Annotated in this window: 14 protein-coding genes; 7 read left to right on the forward strand and 7 right to left on the reverse strand. The window is 36.2% G+C overall.

Features of this window, described 5'->3' with window-relative positions; translation table 11 throughout:
* Positions 1 to 9 precede the first annotated feature (9 nt).
* Together MHB51_RS15770 and MHB51_RS15775 are read left to right on the forward strand one after the other, a co-directional pair.
* Entirely contained in the window at positions 10 to 831 is an 822-nt protein-coding gene (locus tag MHB51_RS15770; protein WP_342558543.1) for an aldo/keto reductase, read from the forward strand.
* 77 nt (positions 832 to 908) lie between these two features.
* The gene (locus MHB51_RS15775) at positions 909 to 1,133 is read left to right on the forward strand and encodes a phosphate-starvation-inducible protein PsiE (protein ID WP_066167356.1); all 225 of its coding nucleotides are present in this window, start codon (positions 909 to 911) and stop codon (positions 1,131 to 1,133) included.
* A gap of 509 nt (positions 1,134 to 1,642) precedes the next feature.
* Here the strand turns inward: MHB51_RS15775 and MHB51_RS15780 are convergent.
* From MHB51_RS15780 to MHB51_RS15795, 4 genes are all read right to left on the reverse strand, one after another.
* Positions 1,643 to 2,263 (reverse strand): LysE family translocator, encoded by a 621-nt coding sequence (locus MHB51_RS15780; protein ID WP_342471909.1) that lies wholly within the window; start codon positions 2,261 to 2,263, stop codon positions 1,643 to 1,645.
* 68 nt (positions 2,264 to 2,331) lie between these two features.
* Positions 2,332 to 3,168, reverse strand: a complete 837-nt coding sequence (locus tag MHB51_RS15785) for an RluA family pseudouridine synthase (protein WP_107943808.1) — start codon at positions 3,166 to 3,168, stop codon at positions 2,332 to 2,334.
* A 313-nt stretch (positions 3,169 to 3,481) separates the two neighbouring features.
* Positions 3,482 to 3,952, reverse strand: a complete 471-nt coding sequence (locus MHB51_RS15790; RefSeq protein ID WP_342558544.1) for a thioredoxin family protein — start codon at positions 3,950 to 3,952, stop codon at positions 3,482 to 3,484.
* A gap of 1 nt (position 3,953) precedes the next feature.
* Positions 3,954 to 4,379, reverse strand: a complete 426-nt coding sequence (locus MHB51_RS15795; protein ID WP_066167345.1) for a disulfide oxidoreductase — start codon at positions 4,377 to 4,379, stop codon at positions 3,954 to 3,956.
* A gap of 199 nt (positions 4,380 to 4,578) precedes the next feature.
* On the opposite strand from MHB51_RS15795, the gene MHB51_RS15800 reads away from it, so the two are divergent.
* From MHB51_RS15800 to MHB51_RS15810, 3 genes are all read left to right on the forward strand, one after another.
* Positions 4,579 to 5,691 carry a GAF domain-containing sensor histidine kinase gene (locus MHB51_RS15800; protein WP_066167342.1) on the forward strand — a complete coding sequence of 371 codons (1,113 nt, stop codon included), beginning with the start codon at positions 4,579 to 4,581 and terminating at the stop codon, positions 5,689 to 5,691.
* Between the two features lie 11 nt (positions 5,692 to 5,702).
* A complete protein-coding gene (locus tag MHB51_RS15805; protein WP_107943811.1) occupies positions 5,703 to 6,353 on the forward strand; it encodes a response regulator transcription factor in 651 nt (216 codons plus the stop codon).
* Between the two features lie 156 nt (positions 6,354 to 6,509).
* Positions 6,510 to 6,842 (forward strand): MazG nucleotide pyrophosphohydrolase domain-containing protein, encoded by a 333-nt coding sequence (locus MHB51_RS15810; protein ID WP_066167330.1) that lies wholly within the window; start codon positions 6,510 to 6,512, stop codon positions 6,840 to 6,842.
* Between the two features lie 88 nt (positions 6,843 to 6,930).
* Here MHB51_RS15810 and MHB51_RS15815 read toward each other — a convergent pair whose 3' ends face one another.
* Positions 6,931 to 7,224, reverse strand: coding sequence for a cation transporter dimerization domain-containing protein (locus MHB51_RS15815; RefSeq protein ID WP_342558545.1), 294 nt, complete (start codon positions 7,222 to 7,224; stop codon positions 6,931 to 6,933).
* A gap of 695 nt (positions 7,225 to 7,919) precedes the next feature.
* On the opposite strand from MHB51_RS15815, the gene MHB51_RS15820 reads away from it, so the two are divergent.
* On the forward strand, positions 7,920 to 8,672 hold the full coding sequence (locus MHB51_RS15820) for a hypothetical protein (RefSeq protein WP_342558546.1): 753 nt from the start codon (positions 7,920 to 7,922) through the stop codon (positions 8,670 to 8,672).
* Positions 8,673 to 9,241: 569 nt separating this feature from the next.
* On the opposite strand, the gene MHB51_RS15825 is transcribed toward MHB51_RS15820, so the two are convergent.
* Together MHB51_RS15825 and MHB51_RS15830 are read right to left on the reverse strand one after the other, a co-directional pair.
* Positions 9,242 to 10,141: a cation diffusion facilitator family transporter gene (locus MHB51_RS15825; protein ID WP_066167327.1), complete on the reverse strand. Its 900-nt coding sequence runs from the start codon at positions 10,139 to 10,141 to the stop codon at positions 9,242 to 9,244.
* A 244-nt stretch (positions 10,142 to 10,385) separates the two neighbouring features.
* The gene (locus tag MHB51_RS15830) at positions 10,386 to 11,738 is read right to left on the reverse strand and encodes a hemolysin family protein (RefSeq protein ID WP_342558547.1); all 1,353 of its coding nucleotides are present in this window, start codon (positions 11,736 to 11,738) and stop codon (positions 10,386 to 10,388) included.
* 266 nt (positions 11,739 to 12,004) lie between these two features.
* Between MHB51_RS15830 and MHB51_RS15835 the strand changes: the two genes are divergently transcribed.
* Entirely contained in the window at positions 12,005 to 12,445 is a 441-nt protein-coding gene (locus MHB51_RS15835; RefSeq protein ID WP_066167320.1) for a DUF4871 domain-containing protein, read from the forward strand.
* Positions 12,446 to 12,557: the final 112 nt, after the last annotated feature.

A 12,557-nucleotide genomic window follows, 5' to 3' on the forward strand; every position in this document is an offset into this window, starting at 1 on the left:
GACTCATCCATGACAATTTCAAAAACTATAACATTAGCAAATGGTGTGGAAATGCCACGCGTTGGCTACGGTGTATTCCGAATGAAGGAGCATGAAGTCGCATTTAATGGCGTGATTGAGGCATTAAATGCAGGCTATCGTGCTATTGATACAGCAGCGATTTATCAAAATGAAGAAGCAGTTGGGGAAGCAATTAAAGCATCAGGAGTGGAGCGTTCGGAATTATTTATTACGACGAAGGTTTGGAATGCGGATCAAGGTTTTGATAATACTTTACGTGCTTTTGAAACATCCTTAAAAAAATTAAATTTGGAATATATTGATTTATATTTGACGCATTGGCCAAAGCCAACATTGGCAGAAACATATAAAGCAATAGAGCGCCTTTACGAGGAAAAGCTAATTCGTGTGCCAGGCGTTTCTAACCATCATCAACATCATTTGGAGGAAGTATTTGCAGTAGCGAATGTTAAGCCGATGGTGAATCAAGTAGAATGTCACCCATCTTTAGCACAGCATGATTTACGTGCATTTTGTGCGCAGCATAATATTGCGGTAACAGCATGGGCTCCACTAGGGACAGGTATTGTCTTCACACATCCTATCGTAAAAGGTTTAGCTGAGAAATATAGTAAAACACCTGCACAAATCGTGCTACGTTGGCATTTAGAAGTAGGTAATATCGTAATTCCAAAATCTGTAACACCACAGCGCGTCAAAGAAAATTTAGAGGTATTTGACTTCGCTTTAGCTGTTGATGAAGTTGCGGCAATTTCTGCATTAAATACATTCCATCGTACAGGTGCTGACCCTGATAATTTTGACTTTTAACTGTGAAAGACGCCAAATGAACGACAATCTATGATAAAATATGAATGTATATCTATATAAATAGGGAGGATTTTCCGATGGCATCAGTATCACATGCAAATGCAAAGATTACACCAGAGCGTTTAGAGGAAGCTTTAGCAGTACGTGACCGCTTAATCATTGAATTATTAGTACAAGTACTTGATGAGCAATTAGTTATCGAGCGTCCAATTTTACGTGAGCGCGTAGGTAACCTAGTACAACTATCTGATAGCGATGATGAACTAAAAGAAACAATCTTTGCGCTTATTAACAAGCTATAAGAAGTGGGGAAGGCGTTCAAAAAACCGTGCAGTTGCCGGCGTTTTGAACGCTTTTGTTGTTGTAAAATGTCAGTTATCTGTGAAAGTGGAGGAAGCACTAACTTTAGCGATTTACTTTTAAATGCAAAATAACTGTAACGCGAGTTTTCATTGATTCGACTTTCAGATGCCCTATTTTCATGTTAATGAGCGATTTTGAGTAATTTGTGAGCGAATTCAGCCGATTTATGAGCAAATCGACACTTTCTGCCTATTAATTTTGAAAGAAAGCTTTTCATTAAATAATAAAGAAGGGGCTGCCCAAAAAGCCGTGCATAGCCGGCATTTTGGACAGTAGCGATGATGTTTCACAAAATATGGATTCATATAAACAGAAAACGCCTCTTTTAAAAATGTGATAGACATTGGCTTTAGCAGTGTACTCCTTCAGTAAAAGGGAAGCGATGAAAACATTGATTTCAATGCGATGGCAAAACAAAATGGACTTTTAGGACGCCGGCTCCTTACTGTCAGCCCTTCTCAAAAGCTAGTTTGACGCCAAAAAGAATGAGTATAGCTCCTGTTGCCCCCTCCATCCATTTTTGTGTGGACGGTTTGTTCATAAATGCTCGAATTTGGTGAAGCAAGTATACATAGCCGACAAACCAAATAGCAGTTAAAGCGGTATATGTAACCCCCATAATGAAAAATGGCAATAGTGGCTCTGTATTCGATGCTAAAAATTGCGGTAAAAAAGTTAAGAAAAAAACGGCTACTTTCGGATTGAGCAAGTTTGTTAAAAAGCCTTGCATAAAGCTCGATTTGCTGTCATTTTTATGTGGCACTGCATCCGCAAGCTGTGGCTTTCGCCTCGTCATAGCGACCAATGTTTTAATTCCAAGATAAAGTAAATAAATAGCGCCGATATATTTAATAATGGAAAAGACAACAGCAGATTTCACAATAATTGCTGATAAACCAAGTACAGCAGCAGACGTATGAATCATTAACGCACATAATGTCCCAGCCATTGTTTGCAAGCCAGCCTTTTTACTTGTGAGCAATGTATTTTTCGTAACAATTGCAGTATCAGGCCCTGGTAAAATAATGAGCATTATACACATAAATATGTAGAACAGAAAATTTTCCATGAACATCCTCTTTTCTCATAAATGATATTGCTCAATATTTTAGCAGAAATAATTGAAAATTCATAATACTATTTATCGATTATTAGTATATGTTCATGTGTGAATGGATGATGAAATTCAAGCTGTATAGCGTGTAATTCATAGTCATTCGATGCTGTTTGGCGTGCATTATACAATGTATCGCCGATTATTGGGTGCCCTAAATGCGCCATATGAACACGTATTTGATGTGTGCGACCTGTCTCTAACACTACATGTACAATACAGCTATTTTTAAAGCGCTGCACAACTTCGTAGTGGGTCACAGCATGCTGACCAGATGCGGAAACGACGCGGCGCGTATTATGATGGCGGTCTTTGCCAATCGGTGCAGTAATAACACCGCTGTCTGTGCGAAGATTACCTTGTACTTCAGCCGCATATTTACGAATAATCGTTTTCTCTTCAATCATACGGTCGAATACGGATTTCGCAATGGGGTGTTTAGCAACAAGGAGCAATCCTTTTGTGCCTTGGTCAAGGCGATGTACATGTTCAGCATAATTACCGCCATTTTGTTGAATATGTGTCATTACGTGATTCATACAAGTATAATTATCCTTCACATCATTTGGATGTGTCGCCATCCCTTTTGGCTTCGAAACAATTAAACAATGAGCATCCTCATAGCGAATATTTAATTCACATTGCGACACGGTGTTATAGCTCGATGGCTGATTCGTAAAATTAAATGTTAGCGCTGTCCCAGCAGCGAGCGGCTCCTTCCATAATGGAGCGGTCCCGTCCTGTAGCGTAATTGCCTTTGCCATGCGTAATTCATGCACGATTTTTTTGCCTAGACGCCAATCCTCACGCAAAAGCTCCTCAATTGTAAGACCGTCCTGTTGAACTGTATAGGTAAACATATATATCCTCCTAAAAAATAAGAGGCGGTCGGATAAGTCCAAACACGCCTTTGAAAATAAATTTTATCCCTCATTAAAAGCCCGATTGGTTCAACTAACAATGAGATTGTCTGACAAGTCTATTTTATTTTGCTATCGCATTAAAAAAGAGGTTTTCATCGCTCCACTTTTATTGAAAATCAACACTGCTAAAGCGAATGTTTAGCCAATTTTTAAAAGATGCCATCTCTATTTAGTTGAGCTTCTCTTTTATCAAACATCATCACTGCTGTCCAAAATGCCGGCTAAGCACGGCTTTTTGGACAGGACGATTTTATTGTGCACTAACACTTTTGAAAAAGCTATTGATTGTATCTACATCATGGTCACCAGTCATGCGTGTTACTTCCTGACCTTCATTGAAGTAAATAAGCGTAGGTGTATGAGTTATTTTGTATTTTTCCCATTGTTCTGGGAATTCTAACACATTTAATTGGTCAATATGAATACCTGCATCATCAGCAGCTGGCATTAATTTCGGTGTCATTTGCTGACAGTATATACATTCTGGGCTGAATATATAAGCATAAACAGGCTCACCTGAAGCGATTTTTTGCTCCAATGCATCTGGTAAAATAATGTTTTGATAGTTTTTATCACTTAATTGGTCAATTGTAGATTGTCTTAAGTTTGTTTTACCGTAAGGGTTATTTTCTAATTTACTGCTGTTTGACATATTTGTTAAAATAATAATCGCTGCGAATAATACAACGATAATTCCACCAAAAATAGCAAGCTTCTTCATTTTATTTTTCCTCCTTCAAAACACGTAACATATAAAAGCTAATTGCTGCAATGATAATAAATGCTGTTAATGCTAAAAATGGAATAGTAATAAATCCAAGCCAATTAATATATTGCCCTGTACAAGGAACTAGACCACATGCAGGGGCAGATTCCTGTAAAAAATCCAGCTTCTGAATGCCATAATGATACAGGGAAATACTCCCACCTATACAAGCAAATACAGCAGTTGTTAATGCGATACGCGCATTTTTTTGAATGTAAGCAATCGTTGTCATAATTACAATTGGATACATAAGAATTCGCTGATACCAGCACATTTCACAAGGCGTGTATTGCCTAATTTCCGAGAAATAAAGCGAGCCCAGTGTTGCAACGAGCGACACCACCCAAATCGCAAGTAAGCTGTTTTCTAATTTTTTATTCATAGCTAATCTCCTACACGTCAAAATGAATGATACGTACTGCTTATTATAGAGAAAGCGTTAATAGAAGTAAATTGTCTAGTTTCCGAATAATTTGTGAGATGGATTTCACAATTAATTTCAGCCAAAAGTATGAGTGTCATGTGAATGCACTCGACCTCTATTCAATGATATGATAATGGAAAGAAATTAGAGGTGAATCATGGGCTTAAATCATTCAAACATTACAATATTAAAAGAAATTGCAGAACTGTTAAATGAAGAAACCGAAATGATTCCAATGTTGCGAGGAGCTTTATCAAAATTTTTAAACGGTACGCAGTTTGATACAGGGTGGATTTTTTTTATTGATGCTAAAGGGAAATCCACATTAGTTGCACATGAAAATTTGCCACAGGCACTTGCAAAAAATGATTGTAAACATCTAAATAAAGGTGGCTGCTGGTGTGTGTCGCGCTATCGTAATAATGAGCTGATGAAGGCTTCGAATATTATTGAATGTCAGCGTATTGAAAGTGCAATGGGGGATAGTGATGATGATACAGGGGGGATTACACATCATGCAACAGTGCCACTGCAATCTGGACAGGAGCGCTTCGGTATTTTAAATGTCGCATCGAAAAATACGGTAAGCTTTACGGAGGAGGAGCTTGAGCTATTAGAGTCAGTTGCTTTTCAAATGGGCTCCGCAATAAAAAGAATCCATTTAACGAACGAGCAACAGGAAATTGCATTAGTACAGGAGCGTAATCGACTAGCGCGGGATTTACACGATTCTGTCAATCAGTTGTTATTTTCAGTGACATTAACATCGCGAGCTGGTATTGAAATGAGTGACCAACCTGAAATAAAGGAAACATTTAAAGAAATTCAAGAGCTAACACAGGAAGCTTTAACGGAAATGCGCGCACTAATTTGGCAGTTGCGCCCTAGAGGACTTGAAAGTGGATTAATTGAGGCGATTAAAGTATACGCTGAGATGCTTGGTCTAAAGCTAATTGTCAATGTTTCAGGTGTCATTCAACTTCCTTCACGCATTGAAGAAACGTTATTCCGTATTGCACAAGAAGGGTTAAATAATATACGTCGTCATGCTGGTGTTAAAATTGCCGAGTTGTATGTTACGGTGACACCAACAGATATTTTGCTCGTAATGAAAGATGAAGGGAGAGGCTTTGTTATCGATCCAAAGGCGAAAATACCTTCACTTGGTATTCAATCAATTAAAGATAGAGCGCATGCAATTGGCGGTACAGCCGATTGGGTGAGTGAAATTGGCAAAGGGACGGAATTATTAATCCGTCTGCCGTATTAGGGGGGAGTAATATGATACGTGTCTTAATTGCGGATGACCACCATGTAGTAAGAAGAGGTTTGCTCTTTTTTTTAAAAACACAAAAGGATATTGAGGTTGTGGGGGAAGCAAAAAACGGTGCTGAAGCTGTTCAATTAGTGAAAGAGGTACAGCCAGATATCGTCCTAATGGATTTAGTCATGCCTGAAATGGACGGTATTCAAGCAACAAAACGTATTAAAGCGTTGTACCCAGCAATTAAAGTGCTGATGCTCACGAGCTTTGCAGACCGAGACCATGTGTTACCAGCCATTGATGCGGGCGCATCGGGCTATCAGCTAAAGGATATCGAGCCGGATGATTTAGTGCATACAATCCGCCAAATTATGCGCGGAGAAAATATGCTGCACCCAGAAGCAACAACTCAGCTAGAGGAAGGCTTGCGTGAGGAGGAGCAAAAGCTTCATATCGCCAACCCGTTAACACCACGCGAACAGGACGTGCTAGCAGAGCTAACGAAGGGCAAAAGCAACCGAGAAATCGCCTCCTCTTTATTCGTAACAGAAAAAACAGTAAAAACACATATTTCTAATATTTTTGCCAAACTACAAGTGCAAGACCGCACACAGGCAGCCCTATATGCAGTAAAGCATGGGCTGACAGAGGGTAGCGGGCAAATGTGAAAAGAGGTATCAGGGAGCATTCATGCTCTCTGGTACCTCTTTATAATAAAGCCCGAGATGCGTATAATAGATAGCTTAGATATGGAGGGGATTGGTATGTCAATATCGGTTCGACAATCTTAATTCTATTAAAATATTATTTAAGTGAGGATTATTATGGGGCAACTAACATTTAGCGAGCTACAAAACTACTTAGCATTAAAATATAAAGAAGGACGAACTTCTTCTGCATTATTTATGAAATTAGTAGAAGAAATTGGTGAAGTTGCAGAGGTATTGAACCAATTAGAAGGTCGAAAGAAAATCGGCTTAGATGCTTCTTTAGAAAAAGAATTAGTTGATGTTATACACTACACAATAGCTATTGCAAGTGTAAATAATATTGATTTAACAAAGGCAATTATCGAAAAAGACAAGGAAGCAGCAATTAAATATAATCAATCTCCCAACTTGGAGGAGTTTTTAGTAGCCCAACAAAAAATAAAATAACAGTATTCATTAATTATTTCTCAATTACTATTCAAATGAAAGCGTCCAAAAAGCCGGCTACGCAAGGCTTTTTGGACGCCACTCTCCTTTAAAAATGGTAATCATCCTCTTTCGGAGCTGGTATTTCATGTGGTTCAATATGCACAAGCACTACACAATATGGATTGAATTTTTTAATCGTATTTTCTATTTGCTCTGTGATTTCATGGCTTTCCCATACATTCAAATAAGGATTAACTGTTACGGTTACATCGACAAATGACATATTGCCATGGGAGCGCCCTTTAAAATCAACTAAGTCGCTTACACCATCCACTTTCCGAATAAGCTCACAAAGTGCCTCCGTATCTTCCGTATTAAAACCATCCGTTAATGTATGCACAGTTCTTTGATTTGTTTCACGATAAAGTGGATTTTTCGTCTACACTTTTTCCTTAGGAATAGCACTACCTTTATTTCAGACAGCTAATAAATAGCTTTGCAATATAAATAGGTTAAAAATACACAACCATCTTTAATATTTACATAATTAGCACACCTGAATTAATGTGATTCTTCTGTGCTTATTTATTGTGAGATATAATAGGTCTATTATACTGAAACGATTTAATTGTAGAATTTTAAAAAACTTTTATTATTTATTTGAGATCTTTTAATTTTGTATTTTTATAATAGTTTTTGTTGTATTACAAAATAATTTAATGAAGAAGATAAAATTAACACCTAAGAATCGAAATGGTCCTTTTTACCTATATTTACATTTATGTTTTTTTTGCTTATTATTTTGGTGATTAGATTATTATCTGGAATGGAATTTTTAATATAAATCCATTTTAAGTACAAATTTAAAGTTTAGTAAGGTTAACAGACATATGGAATTCATTGTATTTTTATTAAGAAATACCGCTCGGCTTATTTAGTTTTGAAGGTCGAAACATTTATAGGCTAAAATTAAAACAGAGATTGGAGGGGAAAATGGTAAATCTAAATAGTTTCCCTTATATAAACGCTACTGTATAGCATAACTTACAATTTTATTTTTAGAAAAAATTTAGTAGCCATAGGAGATGGATAAGTGTGAAAAAAATAATTTACTTACTAGTAATAGTATTTACTTTTTCAATTATTACACCCTCGATTACTTTTGCAAAAAATAATAATTTAGGGGGAGATAATAATTTTGAAATAATTTATGACAGTGAGAACTTAGTAATTTATCAGATTATTGAAGCAGATGGAAATGTCTATGAATATGTTGAAAGTGTTACAATCCTAAATAATGGTGATGAGATGTTGTATCAAGAAAAATATTTAATTACAATTAAGGAAGAAAAACAACTACTTGAGATTAATAAATGGAATATTACAAAGTTTTTAAAAAATGTTTCAGCTAATATGTCTCAAAATTTAATAGACCAAAAAATATTAGACGAACAGCCTGAGCATTCAATTTTTTCGAATTCAAAATCTGGCGGTTCATATATTGCTGATGTTCGATGGATTGAATACTCTAGTGGAACTGCCTATGCAATTGCTGGTGGTACTAAGTCTAAAAGTACAACAACTACAACATGGCAATATAGGGATTTTAAATCAGCTGCTAATGCAATTGTTAGTGCTGAAAAAGATATTGTTTCTTTAGGGATGATTGGCTTAGTTGATGCCGTTATTGCAGCGGTTAAAGGTGGAGAATTACTGTCTTGGACTTTGATAAAAAAAGTTGCAGGGCAATTAGGTAAAGCTGTCCCAATTGCAGGAACTATTGCAACTATATACAACTATGTAAGCCTTTATAATAAAGCTCAAGATGCGTATAATAATATTCCTTAATAGATAGCTTAGATATGGAGGGGATTGGTATGTCGATATTTATAAGCTCTGCAATCCTAATTCTATTTATATTGGGTTGTTATTATCTTTTTAATTTTATTTTACTGTATATGAAAAAGGTAACTACTGATTTTTTTATACAAATTCTTCCGGGTTGGTTTTTTATATTGTTGATTAGTATTGTTGCATTATATGTGTATCCAGATAATTTGCACGGTGTACAATTATTGGTGACAGCTTTTTATATCTCGCTCGTTTTGTGTATAGTCATGGCTATTGCAATTGTGATACTGAGACCATTTTATCCATTAGCATATCATGCGTTTATTCAAAAAGTGAAAACAGATAGACAGATACGTTAAAGCCATCTGGGAGATTTCCATTTTAGTTGGTTTACTTACAACTATGGTGACATGATTTGTTCTAACGACTTACTGTAAGCTCGAAAAACAACTCGAATCAATGTTTATTGAGTTTTCAAAGAAAGCATTCTCTTTGTTCAACAAGCTAATTTCATCGCTAGCGTTAGAGAAGTCGGCAACTGACGGTTTCTCTAACGCCACTCTCCTTTAAAAATGGTAATCATCCTCTTTCGGAGCTGGTATTTCATGTGGTTCAATATGCACAAGCACTACACAATATGGATTGAATTTTTTAATCGTATTTTCTATTTGCTCTGTGATTTCATGGCTTTCCCATACATTCAAATAAGGATTAACTGTTACGGTTACATCGACAAATGACATATTGCCATGGGAGCGCCCTTTAAAATCAACTAAGTCGCTTACACCATCCACTTTCCGAATAAGCTCACAAAGTGCCTCCGTATCTTCCGTATTAAAACCATCCGTTAATGTATGCACAGCTTCCCAAAATATTTCTATACCTGTTTTGACAATAATAATGCCGACAAGTAACGCTGTAATGACATCAATAATTGGAAAGCCGATAATAGCCGCACCAATACCGATAGCTGTGCCAATACTAACGAGGGCATCTGAGCGATTATCGTAGGCGGCTGCTCTAACAGCACTGCTATTGATTTTATTTGCTAGCGCAATATTGTAGCGGTAAACACCATACATAATAACAGCACTAATTAGTGCAATAATTGCTGTTAACATAGAAGGTGTAGTGTGTGTAGGATTCCAAATGTTTTTAACAGAAGATATGAGTACTTGGATACCTACTGCAATCATAATAAATGCTGCGATTAGTGAAGCTACTGTTTCCGCGCGCAAATGCCCGTATTGATGGTTATCATCTGCTGGCTTTTGAGAAATACGCAAACCAACTAATACGGCGATAGAAGCAATAATATCCGTTGTGTTATTTAAGCCATCTGCTTTTAATGCGGCTGAGCTCCCGAGATAGCCGACAATCAATTTCATCGCGCTTAATGCAATATATGTACCAATTGATAACCATGCACCTTTTTCACCCGCACGTAAATTTGTATATAGCTCCACAATGTTTCCTCCTAGAAAGATTTTTAGGCATACTAAAGGGCGTGTCTGAAAATTATTTTCAGACACGCCCTAATGGTGACATATGTTTATGTGACCATCGTAGTATTAATAAATAATGTTTAGAAAGTTAAAACTTATTGTAAATCAAAAGTATCGAATCAAGTGTTTTCAATAAGATATAATCTAATAAAACAGCTATCATTGTCCGAAAAGCGTTATGTTAAACCACTTTTCGGGTAACTCCTTAAACTTCTTCAATTAAATTATTTTCGGTTACTTCAATCTCTTCTAGCTTTTTAATTTCGAGATATAAAATATGATGACCGTCGGATTCCTTAATTGTAAATTGATAACCGTAAGCTTCGAATGTATCACCTTCGACTACATCAAAATGCTGTGTCATTACCCAGCCACCGATTGTATCAATATCTTCATCTTCAATTGCAATTCCTAAAATATCATTGACATTTTCTAAAAGCATTTTTGCATCAATAATATAATGATTTTCGCTTATTTCCTGTATTTCTGGTATTTCGTCAGCATCGAATTCGTCTTGAATATCACCGACAATTTCCTCGATAATATCTTCAATTGTTACTAAACCAGATGTACCACCGTATTCATCCAATAAAATAGCCAAATGGATGCGTTCTTGCTGGAACTTTAATAATAAGTCACTAATCGGAATTGTGTCAATTACACGAATAACGGGTTGCATATAATCTTCTACTTTTGTTTCCCCATTTACAGGGTCTTTAATGTAAGCAGTTAATAAATGCTTCATGTTGACTAAGCCGACAACATGGTCTTTGTCGCCATCGGTAATTGGATAACGCGTATATTGTTCAACGCCCATTACTTCAAATACTTCTCGTAATGTTTGTTCTTTTTCAATGCTAATAATTTCAGTACGGGGTACCATAATTTCTTTTGCGATTCGATCAGAAAACTCGAAAATGCTATTTACATATTCGTATTCAGAGTGATTAATTTCTCCACCCTTTAAGCTATCTGATAAAATCATGCGAAGCTCTTCCTCGGAGTGGGCTGCTTCTGATTCAGAAACCAATTTTAAACCAAAAAGTCCTGTTAACGCACGAGCTGAGCCGTTTAATGCGCGAATGAAAGGATACATAATGTTATGGAATAAAATAAGTGGCCCTGCTAAATTTAATGTGACAGCCTCCGCTTTTTGAATAGCTAATGTTTTCGGCGCTAATTCCCCTACGACAACGTGTAAAAATGTCACAAGTGAAAAGGCAATAATAAATGAAAGAAGCGATGTAATGCGACCTTCTAAGCCAAATAACTCAAATAACGGATGTAAAATAAACGCAAATGTCGGCTCACCTAGCCATCCTAATCCGAGTGCGGTAATTGTAATACCGAGCTGACAGGCTGACAAATATTCATCTAAATTTGAAATTACTTTTTTCGCCTTCAACGCCTTTTTGTTACCTTCCGCTACAAGCTGGTCGATACGTGTAGCCCTTATTTTTACTATGGCAAACTCACTAGCAACAAAAAATGCCGTAGCAGCAATTAATAGAGCAAATGCTACAAGCCTTATGGTTAGCTCTCCTATATCTCCGTCCAAATAATTCCTTTATTTGCGGCCCAGATGAGGGTGGCAAATAAAGAGTACACCTCCTATAATAGAAAAATTTTTTGAATACTTTTATCATAAAAGATTTCTCACTAAAAAACAATTTTTGCTGACGATTTTTTTCAACTCTGTTTAAAATGGCAAGTAAGGCTTGGTATGTGACGAGCAATAGTAAGGATAACCTTAATTCGAGTGAATATTCCGTTAATTTGTATTATCATATAATTAACTATAAATAAAAAGAGAGGGGACATGGCATGAATGCGAAAATGTGGTTGCTAGTATTTAGCGTATTACTGCTTTTAGTAGCTTGTACAGGTAATAAGAAAGAAGCTTGGCAGGAAAGCGAATTTTTTGAATCAGGAAGTTATCGAATGATTGGAATCAAAGATAAAGTTGGCTTTATTTACGATAAAGAAACGATACCATTTACTGCAAATGAACCGAATAAATATATGTGGCATTTTTGGGGTGATGAGGATGAGTTAAAAGGCGATATTAAAGTAATTGGGATATTTGAAGACGAGCCAGACGAAAAAATTGAAGTTTTACACGAAAAAATTAACTATTTAAGTGCTCACAACGGTGCAGATTATCATATACCTAGTTTGATGGAGTTGCCGAAAGCTGGTATGTGGAAGCTAGAAGTTTATATAGATGATAAAATTTTTGAAACGATTTATGTTGAGGTGGCATAATTTTATTAACGACAGAATTCACAAAAACATTTAATTTTTCAAAAAATATTGACTTAGTAAATTTCTGTATGCTAATCTTAAGGGGCACTAAATAATTTAAGGAAATGGAGGT

The sequence above is a fragment of the Metasolibacillus sp. FSL K6-0083 genome (assembly GCF_038630865.1).
In the GTDB taxonomy this organism is placed as follows: domain Bacteria; phylum Bacillota; class Bacilli; order Bacillales_A; family Planococcaceae; genus Metasolibacillus; species Metasolibacillus fluoroglycofenilyticus.

Excerpts from the sequence above, each read along its gene's own strand:
- MHB51_RS15770 (WP_342558543.1), top strand. The coding sequence starts at position 10 with ATGACAATTTCAAAAACTATAACATTAGCAAATGGTGTGGAAATGCCA.
- MHB51_RS15775 (WP_066167356.1), top strand. The coding sequence starts at position 909 with ATGGCATCAGTATCACATGCAAATGCAAAGATTACACCAGAGCGTTTA.
- MHB51_RS15780 (WP_342471909.1), bottom strand. The coding sequence starts at position 2,263 with ATGGAAAATTTTCTGTTCTACATATTTATGTGTATAATGCTCATTATT.
- MHB51_RS15785 (WP_107943808.1), bottom strand. The coding sequence starts at position 3,168 with ATGTTTACCTATACAGTTCAACAGGACGGTCTTACAATTGAGGAGCTT.
- MHB51_RS15790 (WP_342558544.1), bottom strand. The coding sequence starts at position 3,952 with ATGAAGAAGCTTGCTATTTTTGGTGGAATTATCGTTGTATTATTCGCA.
- MHB51_RS15795 (WP_066167345.1), bottom strand. The coding sequence starts at position 4,379 with ATGAATAAAAAATTAGAAAACAGCTTACTTGCGATTTGGGTGGTGTCG.
- MHB51_RS15800 (WP_066167342.1), top strand. The coding sequence starts at position 4,579 with ATGGGCTTAAATCATTCAAACATTACAATATTAAAAGAAATTGCAGAA.
- MHB51_RS15805 (WP_107943811.1), top strand. The coding sequence starts at position 5,703 with ATGATACGTGTCTTAATTGCGGATGACCACCATGTAGTAAGAAGAGGT.
- MHB51_RS15810 (WP_066167330.1), top strand. The coding sequence starts at position 6,510 with ATGGGGCAACTAACATTTAGCGAGCTACAAAACTACTTAGCATTAAAA.
- MHB51_RS15835 (WP_066167320.1), top strand. The coding sequence starts at position 12,005 with ATGAATGCGAAAATGTGGTTGCTAGTATTTAGCGTATTACTGCTTTTA.